Origin of the sequence: Streptomyces sp. SUK 48 (assembly GCF_009650765.1) — a bacterium.
GTDB lineage: Bacteria > Actinomycetota > Actinomycetes > Streptomycetales > Streptomycetaceae > Streptomyces.
In genome coordinates this window covers 2,267,604-2,286,057 of the sequence record NZ_CP045740.1, presented here as the reverse complement: position 1 = coordinate 2,286,057, position 18,454 = coordinate 2,267,604, and the positions used below count along the sequence as shown (strand labels likewise).

Sequence of the window (18,454 nt, the reverse complement as noted above, 5' to 3'; positions counted from 1 at the left end):
TCCTCCGGCAGGTGTGTGCACGCCGCCGGCGCGTACGCCCCTACCGGTGTGACGGCATCTTCCACGGTTGCGCGCCCCTGTGCTGCCGCCGCGCCGCCGGTTCGGTGGTGTGTTCCGGAAGAATGCCCGGGCTGACGTCTTTCGCCGCTTCCTGACGATGTCCGACTGATGTCCGCCGGATGTACGGCATGTGCCCGATCCCCTACGGATCGTGACCGAACCTGCCCGGCCGAGCAGAGTAGCCCTCCCTGGACGCCACGGCTACCCCTGGCGTATGCATGGCGGCATGACAGTCATCATCACCGCACCCGAACTCGCCGAGGCGCTCGCCGGCGAGGCGCCGCCGGTCCTGCTCGACGTGCGCTGGCAGTTGAGCCTGGCGAAGGCGGCGGGCGCCCCGCCCTTCGACGGCCGGGCCGAGCACGCGGCCGGGCACATCCCCGGCGCGGTCTTCGTCGACCTGGACCGGGAGCTGGCGGGGGCCCCGGGCGGGCACGGTCGCCATCCGCTGCCGGACCTCGCGGAGTTCGGCGCCGCGATGCGCCGCGCGGGCGTGTCGGCGAGCCGTCCGGTCGTCGTCTACGACGGCGGGCAGGGGTGGGCCGCCGCGCGCACCTGGTGGATGCTGCGCTGGACGGGTCACCCGGACGTGCGTGTCCTCGACGGCGGGTTGCCGTCCTGGACGGGGGAGTTGTCCACCCGGGTGCCCGTTCCGGCCGAGGGCGACTTCGTGCCCGCAGCGGACGCGGCGGGCCTGCTGGACGCGGACGGGGCCGCCGAACTCGCCCGTACGGGTGTGCTGCTGGACGCTCGCGCGGGGGAGCGGTACCGGGGCGAGGTGGAGCCCGTGGACCGGGTCGGCGGGCACATCCCCGGCGCGGTCTCGGCGCCGACGACGGAGAACGTGGGCCCCGACGGCCGCTTCCTGCCCGCCGTGGAGCTGAAGGACCGCTTCAAGGCCCTCGGCGTCTCCTCGGACGCGCCGGTGGGCGTCTACTGCGGCTCGGGCGTGTCCGGCGCCCATGAGGTGCTGGCGCTCGCCGTGGCGGGCATCCCGGCGGCCCTGTACGTGGGTTCGTGGTCGGAGTGGTCCGCCGACCCGTCCCGGCCGGTGGCGGTGGGCGCCGACCCCCAGTAGCGGCCGGCGCCCACCCCGGAGCGCTCACGGCAGCCCAAGAGGGGCGGAACACCTGGGTGTTCCGCCCCTCTTGGCGTCGTACGACGGTCTACTCCTGCTTCTTGCGCCGGGTGCCGAACACGATCTCGTCCCAGCTCGGGACGGCCGCGCGGCGTCCGGGGCGGACCCCGTCGGCCTCGGCCTGGCGGTCCGTGGCGCCGGTCAGCCGGTCGCGGTGGCTGGCCACCGAGCGGGGCATGAGGACGTCCGCGTAGGCCGAGCCGGCCGAGGCGGCGGTCGCCGGCGGCTCCTCCAGGGCGGCCGCCTCCTCGTCGGGCTCGTCCGGGGTCTCCGGGTCGCGCTCCGGCACCACCATGTCGCCGCGGAAGGACGGCACCGCCTCCAACAGGCTGGTCAGCGAGTCCCGTTCACCCGCGGTCTCCTCGGCGGGCTCGGCCGACTGCGCGGGCAGGCTCGGCCGCTCCCGCTCGGTCTGCCGGTCGAGGGCGCGGTCCATCGAGCGCTCGCGCGGCAGCCGGGCGATGCGCGGGACGAACGGGAAGCTCGGCTCCGGTACGGCGAGATCGTCGGACTCGCCGATCAGCGAGCGCGCCTCGCCGTCCACGGCCTGCACCAGCCGCCGGGGCGGGTCGTACGTCCAGCTCGCCGAGTGCGGTTCGCCGGCGACCAGGTAGACGAGCAGCACCTCCCAGGTGCCGTCGTCGCGGCGCCAGGAGTCCCACTGCACGGTGTCCTTCTCGGCGCCGCGCAGCAACAGCCGTTCCTGGACGGCCTCGCCGAGCAGCGGGCCCGAGTTCTCGCCGGGGCGGCGGACCGGGGTCTTGCGGGCGCGTTCGGCCATGAAGGCGCGTTCGGCCAGCACCGGACCCTCGAAGCGCCGCACCCGGTCGACGGGGATGCCCGCGAGCTGGGCGACCTCTTCCGCCGTGGCACCGGCTCGTATCCGCGCCTGGATGTCACGGGGGCGCAGATGGCTCTCGACCTCGATCTCGATCTGGCCGAGGCGTGGCCGGTCGCCGCGCACGGCGGCACGCAGCCGCTCGTCGATCGGAAGCGTGTACTCCGTTGCGTCGGCAGCCTTCAGCACCAGCCGTGTGCCGTCATTCGAGACGGCCACGACACGCAGTTCGGGCATGGGGACCTCCCGGGTGGTGCCTGCCGACGTCACGTGCGTCGCTGCTTCCGCTAGTCGAGTGTGGCCTGCCCGGGTGCAGCCTGCCACAACCTTGCCGAGTTGCCCGGCGTGTCGGGCACGCGCCCTGGAACGCCGTTATGGCACGGTAACCAGTTCGCCACGCTCAGTGACAAAGTCCGTCACCCTGCGCAACTAGCCCCCTCCCGGCGGTCCTTGGCGGCCGCGGACACCCAGGTGGGAGGCCGGACCCAGGGCTCGCAACAGTACTCCATTCGGGCCACGTGCGTGGATTGGCGCGCCGCCCAACTTCTGGCAAGGGGCGCGTTCGAGCCCTGCGCAACCGGTTTTGTGGATCATGAACGTGGCGAAGTTCACGCAATCCGCAGAAACGGAACTAATGGTTTCGCGCATACGTCCCTATCTCGTGCAGTCGGTACCCCGATGTCGATCAAGTACGGGAAAGGCAGGCAAGTTCCGGGTATGCGCGAAACACCCGATGCGGAGCGGAAGCGGATCGACCTGAACGTCCCGCAGGTGGCGGGCAGCGCCCTGGCGGCCGTCATCGCGGCGAAGATGGCCTCCTCCTTCGGCGTGTACGGCACGATCCTCGGCGCCGGTGTCGTCAGCGTGATCGCCACCTGCGGCGGCACCCTCTTCCAGCACTTCTTCCGGCGCACGGGGGAGCAGTTGCGGGTGGCCAAGACGCCGGGCGCCGGTTCCCCGCTGCCGGGTCCGCCCGCCGAGGGCGAGTTCTCCGCGGGCACCGTCTACCGCGCGCGGGTCAAGAGCTGGCGGCGGCCGGTGATCGCGGCCGCTCTCGTGTTCGGGGTGACCATGGGCGGCATCACGACGTACGAACTCGTGTCCGGCAGCAGCTTCAGCGGCGGATCCGGCACGACGGTCGGCGACGCGGTCGGCGGCCGGAAATCCTCCGTCCACCGAACGGATGACCCCGGTCAGCCTCCCTCCCACACCTCCCCGGGTGACGGCGCCCCGTCGGACGGCGGCACCACCCCCGGCACGGGTCCGGACCCCGGTCCGAGCGCGGACCCCGGCTCCGGCAGCGGTGCGACGGACTCCCCGACGCCCTCCCCGAGCGGCTCGCCGGACGGGGAGACCGGCGGAGACCAGGCCACCCCGGACCCCACGCCCAGCGGTTCCGCCGGGACGCCTACGACCCCAGCACCCTCCGCAAGTAGTCGTTCCGGAACAGCCGATCCGGGTCGAGACGATCCCGCAACGCCGTGAACTCGGCGAACCGCGGATACACCCGCGCGAAGTACTCCGCGTCCCGGGTGTGCACCTTCCCCCAGTGCGGCCGCCCCTCGTGCGCGGTGAAGATTCGCTCGGCGGCGGTGAAGTACGACTGGTACGGCGTGCCCCGGTACATGTGGACGGCGATGTAGGCGCTGTCCCGGCCCGACGCCGTGGACAGGGTGATGTCGTCGGCCGGGGCGGTGCGCACCTCCACCGGGAAGCTGACGCGCAGCCCCGAGCGCTCGACCATCGCCTTCAGCTCGCGCAGCGTCTCCACCAGGGCCGCGCGCGGAACGGCGTACTCCATCTCCATGAAGCGCACCCGGCGCGGCGAGGTGAAGACCTTGTAAGGGATGTCGGTGTACGTCCGCGCGGAGAGCACCCTGCTGGAGATCTTCGCGATCCCGGGGATGCTCGCGGGCGCGGCCCGGCCGGCCCACTGGGTCACCTGGAAGAGGCCGTTGGAGAGGAACTCGTCCTCGAACCACCCGGCCAGCTGCCCGACGGGCTGCTCGGGGCCCGCGCTGCGGTTGTTGCGCTTGGTGTTGGTGTTCCCGGTGTGCGGGAACCAGTAGAACTCGAAGTGCTCGTTCTCCGCCCAGAGTTGATCGAACTCGGCGAGCACCCGGTCCAGCGGCATCGGCTCCTCGCGCGCGGTCAGCAGGAACAGCGGCTCCACGGCGAAGGTGAGCGCGGTGACGATGCCGAGCGCGCCGAGCCCGAGGCGGGCGGCGGCGAAGACCTCGGGGTTCTCCGTCGCGGAGCAGGTGAGCACCGAGCCGTCCGCCGTGACGAGTTCGAGGCCCGTGATCTGGGCGGCGAGGGAGGCGGAGTCGCGGCCGGTGCCATGGGTGCCGGTGCTGGTGGCCCCGGAGACCGTCTGCTCCATGATGTCGCCCATGTTGGTGAGCGACAGACCCTCGCGCGCCAGCACCGCGTTGAGTCGCTTGAGCGGGGTGCCCGCCTCGACCGTGACCGTCATGGAGTCCCGGTCGATGGTGCGTATGCCCGTCAACAGTTGAGGGCGTATCAATACTCCGTCGGTGGCCGCGATCGATGTGAAGGAGTGCCCGGTGCCGACCGCCTTCACCGGCAGCCCGTCCTCCCGTGCCCGGCGCACCGCCTCGGCCAGCTCCGCCACCGAGACCGGTGCCACCTGCCGGGCGGGCCGGGCCGTGACGTTCCCGCCCCAGTTACGCCAAGTGCTGTTCGCGCCGCTCGTCTTCCCGCTCGCTGTGCTGCTCAACGGTTCCTCCCCGACCCGCGGCCGGCCTGCGCAGCCGGCGGTATCCGAGGAAACCGACCACGACCGCGACGGCCCCGGAGAGCACCGGGACCCCGTACCCGGCGCGCGCCCCGGCGGCGTCGATCACCGAGCCGGCCAGCGAGGAACCGAGCGCCACGCCGACCGCGAGGCCGGTGCTCACCCAGGTCATGCCCTCGGTGAGCTGCGCGCGAGGTACGTGCTCTTCGATGAGGGACATCGTCGTGATCATCGTCGGTGCGATGGACAGCCCCGCAACGAACAGCGCCACGGCCAGAAGCGGCAGGTTTCCGACCAGTAGGAGGGGGATCATACTCACGGCCATGGCGGCCACGCCCAGCAGCCAGCGGCGTTCCGCGGCCCCGGCCGGCCGCAGCAGCCCGAAGACCGCGCCGGCCGCGCAGGAGCCGGCCGCGTACAGGGCGAGCACCACGCTCGCGGTGCCCTTGTGGCCGCGTTCGTCGGCGAAGGCGACCGTGACCACGTCCACCGAGCCGAAGATCGCGCCGGTCGCCACGAAGGTCGCCACCAGCACCTGGAGCCCCTTCGAGCGCAGCGCGGTGCGGCCCTCCGCGCCGTGCTGCTCGCGGGGGTGCGGCGCGGGTTCGGTGGCGCGCAGGGCGGTCAGCCAGCAGACCCCGGCCGCCAGGAAGACGGCGGCGAGCAGCGGACCCGCCTCCGGGAACCAGACCGTGCACAGGCCGATGGAGATGATCGGCCCGAAGACGAAGCAGATCTCGTCCATGACCGACTCGAACGAGTAGGCGGTGTGCAGCTGGGGCGTGCCCCGGTACAGGGTGGCCCAGCGCGCCCGGATCATCGCGCCGAGGCTCGGCACCGCGCCGATCCCGGCGGCGCAGACGAACAGCACCCAGTCCGGCCACCGGAAGTGCGCGGCGAGCAGCAGCCCGGCGGCCGCGGCGAGCGCCACCAGGGTCGCGGGGCGCAGCACCCGGCTCTGCCCGTGCCGGTCCACCAGCCGGGAGACCTGCGGTCCGAGCACGGCGGCGGACAGCGCGATGGTGGCCGACAGCGCGCCCGCGAGCCCGTAGCGCCCGGTGAGCTGGGAGATCATCGTGACCACGCCGATGCCCATCATGGACAGCGGCATCCGGCCGAGGAGCCCCGCGGCCGAGAAGGCCCTGGTGCCGGGTGCGTCGAAGAGGGCTTTGTAGGGGCTGGGCACGTGGTCTCCGAGGCGGTTCCGGTAAGGCGCGAATGCGGTGGATACAGCTTACGAGTTAGGTGACCCTAAGTACACTCGGTTTCGGCTGGGGAAATTTCGGTATGAACCCGCTTGATCCAGACTCTTCATCCTGCGGTTGCCGGGCCGTCGGTGCCGGATGGCAGGATCGAGACATGCCAGACGCGCTCGATGCCACTCCGTACGACGCCCTGCTCCTGCTCTCCTTCGGCGGCCCCGAGGGCCCCGACGACGTGGTCCCGTTCCTGGAGAACGTCACACGCGGGCGCGGCATCCCGAAGGAACGCCTGAAGGAAGTCGGCAAGCACTACTTCCGGTTCGGCGGGGTCAGCCCCATCAACGGCCAGAACCGGGCCCTCCTGAAGGCCCTGCGCGAGGACTTCGCCGGGCACGGTCTGGACCTGCCGGTCTACTGGGGCAACCGCAACTGGGCGCCGTACCTGACCGACACCCTGCGCGAGATGGCCGCCGACGGCCGCCGCCGCGTCCTGGTCCTCGCCACCAGTGCCTACGCCTCCTACTCGGGCTGCCGTCAGTACCGCGAGAACCTCGCCGACGCGCTGGCCACCCTCGAGGCGGAGGGCCTGGAGCCGCCGCGGGTCGACAAGCTGCGGCACTACTTCAACCACCCCGGCTTCGTCGAGCCGATGACCGACGGCGTGCTGCGTTCCCTCGCCGACCTCCCCGAGGACGTCCGCGACGGCGCCCACATCGCCTTCAGCACCCACTCCATCCCCACGGCCGCCGCCGACACCTCCGGCCCGGTCGAGGCCCACGGCGAGGGCGGCGCCTACGTCGAGGAGCACCTGGAGGTGGCCCAGCTGATCGCCGACGCCGTCCGCGAGCGCACCGGCGTGGACCACCCCTGGCGCCTCGTCTACCAGTCCCGCTCCGGCGCCCCGCACATCCCGTGGCTGGAGCCCGACATCTGCGACCACCTCGAGGAGCGGCACGCGGCCGGCGTCCCGGCGGTCGTCATGGCCCCCATCGGCTTCGTCTCCGACCACATGGAGGTCCTGTACGACCTCGACACGGAGGCCACCGCCAAGGCCGAGGAGCTGGGCCTGCCGGTGCGCCGCTCGGCCACCGTGGGCGCCGACCCCCGGTTCGCGGCCGCCGTGCGCGAGCTGGTCCTGGAGCGCGCCGCCGCCGAGCGCGGCCAGGACATCACTCCCTGCGCCCTGGGCACCCTGGGTGCGAGCCACAACGTATGCCCCGTCGGCTGCTGCCCGTCCCGGGCGCCCCGCCCGGCCGCCGCGGGCGCCGACAGCCCCTACGCGTGAGGAGACCCGTGACCGAGGCCCTGCACCGGGACCTGCTGCGGCTGGCCCAGGAGGCCGCCCGCCGCGCCGGCGAGCTGCTGCGGGACGGCCGCCCGGCCGATCTCGCCGTGGCACGGACCAAGTCCAGCCCGATCGACGTCGTCACCGAGATGGACATCGCGGCCGAGAAACTGATCACCGACCTGATCTCCGGGGAGCGCCCCGACGACGGCTTCCTCGGCGAGGAGGGCGCCTCCGCCGCCGGGACCAGTGGCGTGCGCTGGGTGATCGACCCGCTCGACGGCACCGTGAACTATCTCTACGGCCTGCCGACCTGGGCGGTGTCCATCGCCGCAGAGCAGGACGGCGAGACCGTCGCCGGAGTGGTCGCGGCCCCCCTGCGCGGCGAGACGTACCACGCGGTACGCGGCGGCGGCGCCTGGGTCACCGGCGCGTGGGAGGGCGAGCGGGCGCTCGCCTGCCGCCCCGCGCCCCCGCTGGACCAGGCGCTGGTCTCCACCGGCTTCAACTATGTCACCGAGGTGCGCGCCCACCAGGCCGAGGTGGCCGCCCGGCTCATCCCGCTGGTCAGGGACATCCGGCGGGGCGGCTCCGCGGCCATCGACCTGTGCGACGTGGCCTGCGGCCGGCTCGACGGCTACTACGAGCGCGGGCTGAACCCGTGGGACTACGCCGCGGGGGACCTCATCGCCCGTGAAGCGGGCGCGCTGACCGGTGGGCGGCCCGCACAGGGCCCGTCACGGGATCTGACGCTGGCGGGGACCCCGGGCGTCTTCGAGCCCCTCCAGGGGCTGCTGGAGGACTTCGGGGCCTGGCACGACTGACGCCCGCCCGGGCGGGCCGGAGGGATCGCCCCCGGACGACGCGAAGGGACCCCGGCGCTGGATTCGCCGGGGTCCCTTCGCGTGCTGGTGTCGCGCCGGTGCGCTCGGGTGGATCAGACGCGGGTCGCGCCGACCTCCACACCGTGTTCGGCGGCGAGGCGGCGCAGGTCGTCCAGCTCTGCCTGCTCCACCTCCACGAGGAAGTCGTCGCCCTCGTCGCGGGCCCGCGACAGGTCGGACTCGGTCGTCTTTATGCGCTGGAGAAGTCCTGCGGTGAAAGCGTCCATGCTGCGCCCCCTCGTCCAGGGTCGGTGGGTCGGTGGCACGGGGGTGTGCCGGGTGAGAAAGGACGATCACGTCTCCCGCGGGTGCCCGGCGCGCCCGGGCCGGGCGCGGCTACGGTGCCGGACACCCGCGCCCGCCCTGCGCAAGCGGATCGCGGGGTACCGCATGGTGCTGCGGCACATGCAGAGCGTGATCGCGGGGTGTAAACCCGTCCTCCCCCCGCTCCCGTTCCGGGAAACCTCGCCGGTGCGGAAAATCTCGTATTCCGCGCCAGGAGCGCCCGTTCTCGCCGCCGGACCCCGCTTACAGCCGACTTATGGCCGAAAAGGGCAGGATGGAGGTCACACTCCACGAACACCCCTGCCCGCGCCGGCGCCCCGGAGCGCTACGCGGGTGGACACAGGAAGGACAAGGGACGTGCGCGTACTCGTCGTCGAGGACGAGCAGTTGCTCGCCGATGCGGTGGCCACCGGACTGCGCCGGGAGGCCATGGCCGTCGACGTCGTGTACGACGGTGCGGCCGCCCTGGAGCGCATCGGCGTCAACGACTACGACGTGGTCGTCCTCGACCGCGACCTCCCGCTCGTGCACGGCGACGACGTCTGCCGCAAGATCGTCGAGCTGGGCATGCCCACCCGGGTGCTGATGCTCACCGCCTCCGGTGACGTCAGCGACCGGGTCGAGGGCCTGGAGATCGGTGCCGACGACTATCTGCCCAAGCCGTTCGCGTTCAGCGAGCTGATCGCCCGTGTGCGCGCCCTCGGCCGCCGCACCAGCATGCCCCTGCCGCCGGTCCTGGAGCGCGCCGGCATCAAGCTGGACCCCAACCGCCGCGAGGTCTTCCGCGACGGCAAGGAGGTGCAGCTCGCGCCCAAGGAGTTCGCGGTCCTCGAGGTGCTGATGCGCAGCGAGGGCGCGGTCGTCTCGGCCGAGCAGCTGCTGGAGAAGGCATGGGACGAGAACACCGACCCGTTCACCAACGTGGTCCGGGTGACGGTCATGACCCTGCGCCGCAAACTGGGCGAGCCTCCCGTGATCGTCACCGTGCCCGGCTCCGGCTACCGGATCTGATCGCCCGTGGCCTCGACCCCCGCGCCCCCGCAGGCGCCCCCGAAGCCCACCTGGGACCCCCAGCGCCCCCAGGCGCCCTTCCCCTGGCTGCGGCCCACGATCCGCATACGGCTCACGCTGCTGTACGGCGGCATGTTCCTGATCGCCGGCATCCTGCTGCTGTCGATCATCTACCTGCTCGCCGCGCAGGCCATCAGCACCGGCAACCAGCCGCTGTTCAAGATCGTCAGCTTCCAGGAGCTGAAGGTCTCCAGCGACAACTGCCCCGCGATCAACACCACCAGCCTGCCGCTGGCGGACTTCAACAACACGATCAGCCAGTGCGTCGACCACCAGCGCCAGGTGGCCCTGGACAACCTGCTCAGCCGCTCGCTGCTGGCCCTGCTCGGCCTCGCCGTGATCGCCTTCGCGTTCGGTTACGCGATGGCCGGCCGGGTGCTGTCCCCGCTCGGCCGGATCACCCGCACCGCCCGCGCGGTGGCCGGCTCCGACCTGTCCCGCCGGATCGAGCTGGACGGCCCGGACGACGAGCTCAAGGAGCTGGCGGACACCTTCGACGAGATGCTGGAGCGCCTCCAGCGGGCCTTCACCGCCCAGCAGCGCTTCGTCGGCAACGCCTCGCACGAACTGCGCACCCCGCTCGCGATCAACCGCACCCTCCTGGAGGTGCACCTCTCCGACCCGGGCGCGCCGGTGGAGCTCCAGCAGCTCGGCAAGACGCTGCTGGCCACCAACGAGCGCAGCGAGCAGCTGGTCGAGGGCCTGCTGCTGCTCGCCCGCAGCGACAACCAGATCGTGGAGCGCAAACCGGTCGACCTGGCCGAGGTGGCGGGCCAGGCCATCGACCAGGTGCGCTCCGAGGCGGAGGCCAAGGGCGTCGAGATCCGCGGCGAGCGCGCACCGGCCGTGGTCCAGGGCAACGGTGTGCTCATGGAGCGCATCGCGCTGAACCTCGTACAGAACGCCGTGCGGTACAACGTGGCGGAGGGGGGCTGGGTCGAGGTGGACACCGAGGTCCAGCACGGACAGGCCGTGCTCACCGTCTCGAACACCGGTCCGGTGGTGCCGGCGTACGAGATCGACAACCTCTTCGAGCCCTTCAGGCGACTGCGCACCGAGCGCACGGGCAGCGACAAGGGCGTCGGCCTCGGCCTGTCCATCGTGCGCTCCGTGGCCAGGGCGCACGGCGGGCACATCGCGGCGCGACCCCGCGAGGGCGGTGGGCTCGTCATGCGTGTGACACTTCCGCTGTGATCCACCGCCCATTCTGTCGACACACGCGGGAGATGTTCGCTTCACGCGGAATTTTCCAGGGGCTGAATGGGCTTCTGTTTGTGTGATCGATCACATGGGCGGATTTCCGGCCATGTACGGTCAGTGATCATGACAGAGGGCAGAAAGCCTGAAAAGTCCTGGTTTTCAGGGCTCTTGATCACGGGAAGTACACGATGAGGCGCCTTTGAGGTGCGGTATTCGAAGCGTGTACGGTCCTCACCGCCATCCAAGCCGATCACTCTTGAGAGATCGGGTTGGGTGTCGATTGAGTAACAGCCCTTGATGTGAGGCAAAATCTCCGCCTCAGGTCGGGCACAAGTCCGGCCTCTCACGCGTTACGTGCGCTGGAGACACCGCAGACACCCAGAGGGGGAGAGCGATATGGCAACCGACTACGACACTCCACGCAAGACAGACGATGACGTCGACTCGGACAGCTTGGAAGAGCTGAAGGCCCGGCGGAACGACAAGACCACCTCCGCGGTGGACGTCGACGAGTTCGAGGCCGCCGAGGGCCTGGAACTGCCCGGAGCGGACCTCTCGAACGAGGAGCTGGCCGTCCGGGTGCTGCCGAAGCAGCAGGACGAGTTCACCTGCATGAGCTGCTTCCTGGTCCACCACCGCAGCCAGCTGGCCCGCGAGAAGAACGGTCAGCCGATCTGCCGCGACTGCGACTGAGGACGGGTCGGCCATGACTGGCTCGACCCCTCCCCGGAAGCGCCGCTTCTCCCTGCGGAAAGCGGACCAAGGGCCGCTCGATGGCCCCCTCGGCGCGCGTGACGACGAGCGTGGCTCCCCGGACCCGGGAGCCCCGCTCGAACCGACGGCGGACCGGGCCGACCACCCGGCGCCGAAGCGACGACCCGTGCCCATCGCCAGGCGACAGGCACGGGTCATCGGTGGCAAGGCCCGGGTCATCGCCCGGGAAGGCGCCCGCAGGAGCGGTGACCGCGCTCGTGCGGGTCTGGCGTACCTCGCGGACCGTGTCATCGACATCGCCCCGCGGGTGCCCGTACGCGACCTCGCGACCCTGCGCGGGCAGTTCCCCGGTCTCGGACCCGAGGAGCTGGCCGACAAACTGGTGGCGGGCGCCGCGGCCGCGACCTCGTCCATCGGGGCCGGGGTCGGTGCGGCGGCGATGCTGCCCGTACCGCCCGCCCTGCCGACCGAACTGGCCACGGAGATCACCGGGGTCGCGGCGGTCGAACTGAAACTCATCGCGGAACTGCACGAGGTCTACGGCAAGCGACCGCCCGGCGGCCTCAAGGTCCGCAGCACCGCGTATCTGTCCTCCTGGTCGGGGGAGCGCGGCATCGACGTGATGAAGCCGTCGACCTACGACGCCGCCCTCGGCGGCCGCATGAAGCGCGAACTGCGCCAGCAGATCATGAAGCGGATGGTGCGGGACATGCCCACACTGATGCCGTTCATGGTGGGCGCCGCGGTCGGGGCGGTGCTCAACCGCCGGGACACCAGAAGACTCGCGGCCCGGGTCCGCGCCGATCTGCGCAAGATCCAGGTGCCCTGGGAGGAGCTGGAGCAGCTGCCGCCCCTGGAACAGCCCGCGAAGCCCCTGAGACTGCGCGGCCTCCGCAAGGGGCTCTGACCCGCACCGGGACCCCCTGGGCCCTTCCCGGGCCCTTTCTGGCCCTCCTGACCCCTTGCGAGGAGCCCCCGGAGGGCCCGGTTCCTAGCTCTCGGCCGAGGTGGGGGCGTTCGCCTCGCGCGCCGCCTCGATCGCCGCCGCCAGCCGCTCCGGCTCACGCGTCGACAGGTACAGGTACGGCGTCGGGTCCTCGGGGTCCGTGACGATCACCCGCAGCGCCCTCGGGATGTACGCGCGCAGCAGCAGGAACGCGCGCACATCGGCCTTGTACGTGCGCCAGGCGCGGGCCTCCTCCGGATCCAGCACCTCGGACTCGCCCAGCGCCGACACCGGGATCTTCGCCTCGCCCGCGATCAGCGAGTCGCCCACCACGCGGATGCGCGGGGAGCCGTACGAACTGGCGACCACCGCGGCCGCGGCCGTACCGCCGACCAGGCCGCCCAGGATAGGCAGGGTGCCGAACGGGAACACGATCAGGGCGCAGGAGACGCCCACCAGAAAGCTGATCAGCCACCACGAGCGGGGGCGGTGAGGCGTTCTTCGTACGGGGTCGCGGAGTGCTGCATGGAGCCAAGCTTGGCACGGGATCCTGTATCGCCCGACGCGCGGGTAAGGTCTGCGCTCGTGAGTGGTAGTTCCGCAAGCCTTCAGCCCCCAGCCGACGCGGTGAAACCGGTACGGCACCCCGACGCGCCCGCACCCGGGGACCTTCTCGGCGCCCACTACGCACACTGCTTCGGCTGCGGCCCCGGACAGCCGCACGGGCTGCACCTGGAGGCACGGGCCGGCGAGGGCGTCACCCTGACCGCCGAGTTCACCGTCCAGCCCGCCCACCAGGGCGCCCCCGGCCTCGCGCACGGCGGGGTGCTGGCCACCGCCCTGGACGAGACCCTGGGCTCGCTGAACTGGCTGCTGCGGACCGTCGCCGTGACCGGACGCCTGGAGACCGACTACGTGCGGCCCGTCCCGGTCGGCACCACGCTGCATCTCGCGGCCGAGGTCACCGCCGTCGCCGGCCGGAAGATCTACTCCCGTGCCGTCGGCCGCCTCGACGGCCCCGAGGGACCGGTCGCCGTGCGCGCCGACGCCCTCTTCGTCGAGGTGAAGGTCGACCACTTCATCGACCACGGCCGCCCGGAGGAGATCCAGGCCGCGATGAGCGACCCCGACCAGGTCCGCCGGGCCCGCGCCTTCGAGGTGAACCCGTGAGCCCCCAGGAGCATCCGGACCCTGCCGGCCGGCCCCCGCTGGAGGTACGTATCCGGCGAGTGGACGCGGACGTCCCGCTTCCGGCGTACGAGCACCCCGGGGACGCCGGCGCCGATCTGCGCACCACCGAGGCGTGCGAGCTGGCCCCCGGTGAGCGGGCCGTTCTGCCCACCGGAGTGTCGATCGCCCTCCCGGAGGGGTACGCGGCCTTCGTGCACCCGCGTTCCGGTCTCGCCGCCCGCTGCGGTGTCGCCCTGGTGAATGCTCCGGGGACGGTTGATGCCGGGTACCGTGGGGAGATCAAGGTGATCGTGGTGAATCTCGACCCGCGCGAGAGCGTGCGGTTCGAGCGCTTCGACCGGATTGCCCAACTGGTCGTCCAGCAGGTCGAGAGGGTCCGCTTCCGGGAGGTCGCGGAGCTTCCCGGCTCGGCGCGGGCCGAAGGGGGCTTCGGGTCCACCGGTGGCCATGCCGCGGTGGGCGACGAGAGCGGCACAAGCGGTCGGTCCGCCGAGGGCGGTCCGACGGGTGGGAATCGATACGCTTCGGTCGTATCCGACCGGGAAGGACAGTGACGTGTTCGGACGTCGCAACAAGAAGGGTGCCGCCGAGGACGCGGCCGGCGAGGCCGAGCAGGTCGTCGACAGCGTCGACACCGAGGCGGACGAGGAAGCGGAGGCCGAGCGCGAGCGCGTCCGGCTGGAGCCCGGCCCGCGGCCCGAGGGCCCGTGGGACAGCACCGAGGTACAGGACCCGGCCGAGGGCCGCGTGGACCTCGGCGGTCTGTTCGTGCCGGGCGTGGACGGCATGGAGCTGCGGGTCGAGGTCGCGGGCGACGCGATCGTGGCCGCCACCGTCGTCCTGAACGACAGCGCCGTCCAGCTCCAGGCGTTCGCCGCGCCCAAGCGCGAGGGCATCTGGGGCGAGGTCCGCGAGGAGATCGGGGCCGGGATCACCCAGCAGGGCGGCATCATCGACGAGGTCGAGGGCCCGCTCGGCTGGGAGCTGCGGGCCCAGGTGCCGGTGCAGCTGCCGGACGGCACGGGCGGCTTCCAGGTGGTGCGGTTCGTCGGCGTCGACGGCCCCCGCTGGTTCCTGCGCGGTGTGATCTCCGGACAGGGTGCGGTCCAGCCGCAGGCCGCCGGGCTGCTCGAGCAGATCTTCCGGGACACGGTCGTGGTCCGCGGCGAGGGCCCGATGGCGCCCCGCGACCCGATCGTCCTCAAGCTGCCGAACGACGCCCAGATGGTTCCCGAGGGGGTCCAGCAGGAGGAGGGTTCGCGGTTCTCCGGGGCATGGGACAGCTTCAGCGGGGTCCGGAGATCACGGAAGTCCGCTGACGGCTGACAGCAGACGGGTCGCGCCTCGGGGTGCGACCCGTTTTTCGCGCCCACGCCGTTCTCCGCGCCCGGACGGCGGAGCCCGGTCCCATCAGGGTTCCGTCAAAGTGCTCTCGTACGCCCACCCCCGTCCGGTTTGTCCTCATCGTTGGCCGTAAGGTCGACGCTGCGTAGGCACGGGTGAGCGGAAGACAATGGAGCCATGGCACGCGGAAAGCTGCGGATCTATCTCGGGGCGGCGCCGGGGGTCGGGAAGACGTACGCGATGCTCGCCGAGGCACACCGGCGGATCGAGCGCGGTACGGACTGTGTCGTGGCGTTCGTGGAGCACCATGAGCGGCCGCGCACCGAGGTGATGCTGCACGGCCTCGAACAGGTGCCCCGCAAGGAGCTGGCGTACCGCGGGGGCGTCTTCGGGGAGATGGACGTCGACGCCGTGCTGCGCAGGGCGCCCGCCGTCGCCCTGGTGGACGAACTCGCCCACACCAACATCCCCGGCTCGCGCAACGCCAAGCGCTGGCAGGACGTCGAGGAACTGCTCGCCGCCGGCATCGACGTCGTCTCGACCGTCAATATCCAGCACCTGGAATCACTCGGCGACGTGGTCGAGTCCATCACCGGGGTGCGCCAGCGCGAGACCGTCCCCGACGAGGTGGTACGACGGGCCGGCCAGATCGAGCTGGTCGACATGTCCCCGGAGGCGCTGCGCCGCCGGATGGCGCACGGGAACATCTACCAGCCCGACAAGGTCGACGCGGCGCTGTCCAACTACTTCCGCCCCGGCAACCTCACCGCCCTGCGCGAACTGGCGCTGCTGTGGGTCGCCGACCGGGTGGACGAGTACCTGAACCAGTACCGCAGCGAGCACCGGGTCTCCAAGATCTGGGGCTCGCGGGAGCGGATCGTGGTCGGGCTGACCGGCGGCCCCGAGGGCCGTACGCTCATCCGCCGCGCCGCCCGGCTCGCCGAGAAGGGCGCCGGGGGCGAGGTGCTCGCCGTCTACATCGCCCGCAGCGACGGGCTGACCGCCGCCTCCCCGAAGGAACTCGCCGTCCAGCGCACCCTCGTGGAGGACCTCGGCGGCACCTTCCACCACGTGGTCGGCGACGACATACCGGCCGCGCTCCTGGACTTCGCACGCGGCGTCAACGCCACCCAGATCGTGCTGGGCTCCTCGCGCCGCAAGGCATGGCAGTACGTCTTCGGACCCGGTGTCGGCGCCACCGTCGCCCGCGAGTCCGGCCCCGACCTCGACGTCCACATCGTCACCCACGAGGAGGTCGCCAAGGGCCGCGGACTGCCCGTGGCCCGCGGCACCCGGCTCGGCCGTTCGCGGATCCTCTCCGGCTGGGCCATGGGGGTCGCGGGCCCCGCCGTGCTCGCGCTGCTGCTGAACACCGTCGACATCGGCCTCGCCAACGACATGCTGCTGTTCCTGGCCGTCACGGTCGCGGCGGCCCTGCTCGGCGGCCTGCTGCCCGCCCTCGCCTCGGTGGCGTTCGGCTCTCTGCTGCTGAACTACTTCTACACACCGCCGCTGCACCGCTGGACCATCGCCGACCCGAAGAACATCGTCGCCATAGTGATCTTCTTCGGAGTCGCCGTGTCGGTCGCCTCCGTGGTGGACCTCGCCGCCCGCCGCACCCATCAGGCGGCCCGGCTGCGCGCCGAGTCCGAGATCCTGTCCTTCCTGGCCGGCAACGTGCTGCGCGGCGAGACCAGCCTGGAGGAGCTGCTGGAGCGGCTCCGGGAGACCTTCGCCATGGAGTCGGCGGCCCTGCTGGAGCGGCAGAGCGACGTCGAGCCGTGGACCTGCGCGGGCCGGGCCGGCTTCGGGCCCGTCCTGGAGCGCCCCGAGGACGCCGACGTCGACATGCCCGTCGGCGACCACATGGCGCTCGCCCTGAGCGGCCGGGTGCTGCCCGCCGAGGACCGCAGGGTGCTCGCCGCCTTCGGCGCCCAGGCCGCCGTCGTCCTCGACCGCAGGCGCCTCCAGGAGGAGGCCGACCAGGCCCGCACCCTCGCCGAGGGCAACCGCATCCGCACCGCCCTGCTGGCAGCCGTCAGCCACGATCTGCGCACCCCGCTGGCCGGGATCAAGGCCGCCGTCTCCTCGCTGCGCTCCGCCGACGTCGCCTGGTCCGAGGAGGACCGCGCCGAACTCCTGGAGGGCATCGAGGAGGGCGCCGACCGGCTCGACCACCTCGTCGGCAACCTCCTGGACATGTCCCGCCTCCAGACCGGCACCGTCACCCCGCTGATCCGGGAGATCGACGTGGACGAGGTCGTACCGATGGCCCTGGGCGGCGTACCCGAGGACAGCGTCGACCTGGACGTGCCCGAGACCCTGCCGATGATCCTGGCCGACCCTGGGCTGCTGGAGCGCTCGGTGGCCAACCTCGTGGAGAACGCCGTCAAGTACAGCCCGGGCGGCCGGCGCGTCCTGGTCTCCGCCAGCGCCCTCGCCGACCGGGTGGAGGTCCGTGTGGTGGACCGCGGGCCCGGTGTGCCGGACGCGGCCAAGGACCGTATCTTCGAACCCTTCCAGCGCTACGGCGACGCCCCGCGCGGCGCGGGCGTCGGGCTCGGCCTCGCGGTCGCCCGGGGCTTCGCCGAGGCCATGGGCGGCACCCTGACCGCGGAGGACACGCCCGGCGGCGGCCTCACCATGGTCCTGAGCCTGCGCAGCATCCATGGGCGGCAGCCGGTCACGGAGTCCCCCGGGACGGCGTCCACCCCCGCCCCGGCCCACGGTGGGCCGGGCAGCGCGGAACCAGAAAGGCAGACCCTATGCTGAGCCCGAGCGGGGACCGGACCCCCACGCGGGTCCTCGTGGTCGACGACGAGCCGCAGATCGTGCGCGCCCTCGTGATCAACCTCAAGGCACGCAAGTACGACGTCGACGCGGCCGCCGACGGCAGGACCGCCCTCGACCTCGCCGCCTCCCGCCACCCCGACGTGGTCGTCCTCGACCTGGGCCTGCCCGACATGGACGGCGTCGAGGTGATCAAGGGGCTGCGCGGCTGGACCCGGGTGCCGATCCTGGTGCTCTCCGCGCGCCACTCCTCCGACGAGAAGGTCGAGGCCCTGGACGCGGGCGCCGACGACTACGTCACCAAGCCCTTCGGCATGGACGAGCTGCTGGCCCGGCTGCGCGCCGCCGTGCGCCGCGCCGAGCCGGTCGGGGCCGGCGAGGACGACGTCACCACTGTGGAGACCGAGGGGTTCGCCGTCGATCTGGCCGCCAAGAAGGTCCACCGCGGCGGCCGCGACGTCCGGCTCACCCCCACGGAATGGCATCTCCTGGAGGTGCTGGTCCGCAACACCGGCCGCCTGGTCAGCCAGAAGCAGCTCCTCCAGGAGGTGTGGGGGCCGTCGTACGGGACGGAGACGAACTATCTGCGCGTCTACATGGCGCAGTTGCGCCGCAAGCTGGAGACGGACCCCTCGCACCCGAAGCACTTCATCACGGAGCCCGGGATGGGGTACCGGTTCGAGAAGTGATCCGGGAGGTGACTCCAGGAAGTGACAACGCGCGTACGGGGGAAGTGTGAGCGGGGATA

The 18,454-nt window shown here is 72.0% G+C and carries 16 protein-coding genes and 2 pseudogenes; 13 read left to right on the top strand and 5 right to left on the bottom strand.

What is annotated here, in order from left to right:
• Positions 1–286 precede the first annotated feature (286 nt).
• Positions 287–1,138, top strand: a complete 852-nt coding sequence (locus GHR20_RS09530) for a sulfurtransferase (protein WP_153812934.1) — start codon at positions 287–289, stop codon at positions 1,136–1,138.
• An 88-nt stretch (positions 1,139–1,226) separates the two neighbouring features.
• On the opposite strand, the gene sepH is transcribed toward GHR20_RS09530, so the two are convergent.
• The gene (gene sepH, locus GHR20_RS09525) at positions 1,227–2,273 is read right to left on the bottom strand and encodes a septation protein SepH (protein WP_111580847.1); all 1,047 of its coding nucleotides are present in this window, start codon (positions 2,271–2,273) and stop codon (positions 1,227–1,229) included.
• Positions 2,274–2,753: 480 nt separating this feature from the next.
• On the opposite strand from sepH, the gene GHR20_RS09520 reads away from it, so the two are divergent.
• The gene (locus GHR20_RS09520) at positions 2,754–3,521 is read left to right on the top strand and encodes a hypothetical protein (RefSeq protein ID WP_153812933.1); all 768 of its coding nucleotides are present in this window, start codon (positions 2,754–2,756) and stop codon (positions 3,519–3,521) included.
• Here the strand turns inward: GHR20_RS09520 and GHR20_RS09515 are convergent.
• Both GHR20_RS09515 and GHR20_RS09510 read right to left on the bottom strand, forming a co-directional pair.
• Complete coding sequence (locus tag GHR20_RS09515; protein WP_153812932.1) at positions 3,445–4,776, bottom strand: D-arabinono-1,4-lactone oxidase; 1,332 nt, start codon at positions 4,774–4,776, stop codon at positions 3,445–3,447. The two genes, GHR20_RS09520 and GHR20_RS09515, sit on opposite strands and share 77 nt — an antisense overlap.
• Positions 4,724–5,980, bottom strand: a complete 1,257-nt coding sequence (locus GHR20_RS09510; RefSeq protein WP_153812931.1) for an MFS transporter — start codon at positions 5,978–5,980, stop codon at positions 4,724–4,726. The genes GHR20_RS09515 and GHR20_RS09510 overlap by 53 nt, the downstream gene beginning before the upstream one ends.
• A gap of 173 nt (positions 5,981–6,153) precedes the next feature.
• On the opposite strand from GHR20_RS09510, the gene GHR20_RS09505 reads away from it, so the two are divergent.
• Entirely contained in the window at positions 6,154–7,281 is a 1,128-nt protein-coding gene (locus tag GHR20_RS09505) for a ferrochelatase (protein ID WP_153812930.1), read from the top strand.
• Positions 7,282–7,289: 8 nt separating this feature from the next.
• Entirely contained in the window at positions 7,290–8,105 is an 816-nt protein-coding gene (locus GHR20_RS09500) for an inositol monophosphatase family protein (RefSeq protein ID WP_153812929.1), read from the top strand.
• 113 nt (positions 8,106–8,218) lie between these two features.
• Here GHR20_RS09500 and GHR20_RS36745 read toward each other — a convergent pair whose 3' ends face one another.
• Positions 8,219–8,392, bottom strand: coding sequence for a hypothetical protein (locus tag GHR20_RS36745; protein WP_164932606.1), 174 nt, complete (start codon positions 8,390–8,392; stop codon positions 8,219–8,221).
• A 415-nt stretch (positions 8,393–8,807) separates the two neighbouring features.
• On the opposite strand from GHR20_RS36745, the gene GHR20_RS09495 reads away from it, so the two are divergent.
• The 4 genes from GHR20_RS09495 (at position 8,808) to GHR20_RS09480 (ending at position 12,342) form a co-directional block, all read left to right on the top strand.
• Positions 8,808–9,461: a response regulator transcription factor gene (locus GHR20_RS09495; protein ID WP_111580853.1), complete on the top strand. Its 654-nt coding sequence runs from the start codon at positions 8,808–8,810 to the stop codon at positions 9,459–9,461.
• A 6-nt stretch (positions 9,462–9,467) separates the two neighbouring features.
• Entirely contained in the window at positions 9,468–10,715 is a 1,248-nt protein-coding gene (locus GHR20_RS09490) for a HAMP domain-containing sensor histidine kinase (protein WP_148026218.1), read from the top strand.
• Between the two features lie 402 nt (positions 10,716–11,117).
• On the top strand, positions 11,118–11,414 hold the full coding sequence (locus GHR20_RS09485) for a DUF4193 domain-containing protein (RefSeq protein WP_037654155.1): 297 nt from the start codon (positions 11,118–11,120) through the stop codon (positions 11,412–11,414).
• Positions 11,415–11,427: 13 nt separating this feature from the next.
• Entirely contained in the window at positions 11,428–12,342 is a 915-nt protein-coding gene (locus tag GHR20_RS09480) for a hypothetical protein (RefSeq protein WP_148026217.1), read from the top strand.
• 84 nt (positions 12,343–12,426) lie between these two features.
• Here GHR20_RS09480 and GHR20_RS09475 read toward each other — a convergent pair.
• Positions 12,427–12,908: pseudogene (locus GHR20_RS09475) on the bottom strand (DUF3093 domain-containing protein).
• Between the two features lie 58 nt (positions 12,909–12,966).
• Here GHR20_RS09475 and GHR20_RS09470 point away from each other — a divergent pair.
• From GHR20_RS09470 to GHR20_RS09450, 5 genes and pseudogenes are all read left to right on the top strand, one after another.
• A complete protein-coding gene (locus GHR20_RS09470) occupies positions 12,967–13,551 on the top strand; it encodes a PaaI family thioesterase (RefSeq protein WP_148026215.1) in 585 nt (194 codons plus the stop codon).
• A complete protein-coding gene (gene dut / locus GHR20_RS09465) occupies positions 13,548–14,126 on the top strand; it encodes a dUTP diphosphatase (RefSeq protein ID WP_243877991.1) in 579 nt (192 codons plus the stop codon). Before GHR20_RS09470 ends, dut begins: the two co-directional genes overlap by 4 nt.
• Position 14,127: 1 nt before the next feature.
• Positions 14,128–14,891 (top strand): annotated as a pseudogene (locus tag GHR20_RS09460) (DUF3710 domain-containing protein).
• Between the two features lie 202 nt (positions 14,892–15,093).
• Positions 15,094–17,688 (top strand): sensor histidine kinase KdpD, encoded by a 2,595-nt coding sequence (locus GHR20_RS09455; protein WP_153812928.1) that lies wholly within the window; start codon positions 15,094–15,096, stop codon positions 17,686–17,688.
• Entirely contained in the window at positions 17,682–18,395 is a 714-nt protein-coding gene (locus GHR20_RS09450) for a response regulator (RefSeq protein ID WP_111580860.1), read from the top strand. The genes GHR20_RS09455 and GHR20_RS09450 overlap by 7 nt, the downstream gene beginning before the upstream one ends.
• The last annotated feature ends 59 nt before the right edge of the window (positions 18,396–18,454 follow it).

Excerpts from the sequence above, each read along its gene's own strand:
- GHR20_RS09530 (WP_153812934.1), top strand. The coding sequence starts at position 287 with ATGACAGTCATCATCACCGCACCCGAACTCGCCGAGGCGCTCGCCGGC.
- GHR20_RS09480 (WP_148026217.1), top strand. The coding sequence starts at position 11,428 with ATGACTGGCTCGACCCCTCCCCGGAAGCGCCGCTTCTCCCTGCGGAAA.
- GHR20_RS09505 (WP_153812930.1), top strand. The coding sequence starts at position 6,154 with ATGCCAGACGCGCTCGATGCCACTCCGTACGACGCCCTGCTCCTGCTC.
- GHR20_RS09450 (WP_111580860.1), top strand. The coding sequence starts at position 17,682 with ATGCTGAGCCCGAGCGGGGACCGGACCCCCACGCGGGTCCTCGTGGTC.
- GHR20_RS36745 (WP_164932606.1), bottom strand. The coding sequence starts at position 8,392 with ATGGACGCTTTCACCGCAGGACTTCTCCAGCGCATAAAGACGACCGAG.
- GHR20_RS09455 (WP_153812928.1), top strand. The coding sequence starts at position 15,094 with ATGGCACGCGGAAAGCTGCGGATCTATCTCGGGGCGGCGCCGGGGGTC.
- GHR20_RS09485 (WP_037654155.1), top strand. The coding sequence starts at position 11,118 with ATGGCAACCGACTACGACACTCCACGCAAGACAGACGATGACGTCGAC.
- GHR20_RS09520 (WP_153812933.1), top strand. The coding sequence starts at position 2,754 with ATGCGCGAAACACCCGATGCGGAGCGGAAGCGGATCGACCTGAACGTC.
- sepH (WP_111580847.1), bottom strand. The coding sequence starts at position 2,273 with ATGCCCGAACTGCGTGTCGTGGCCGTCTCGAATGACGGCACACGGCTG.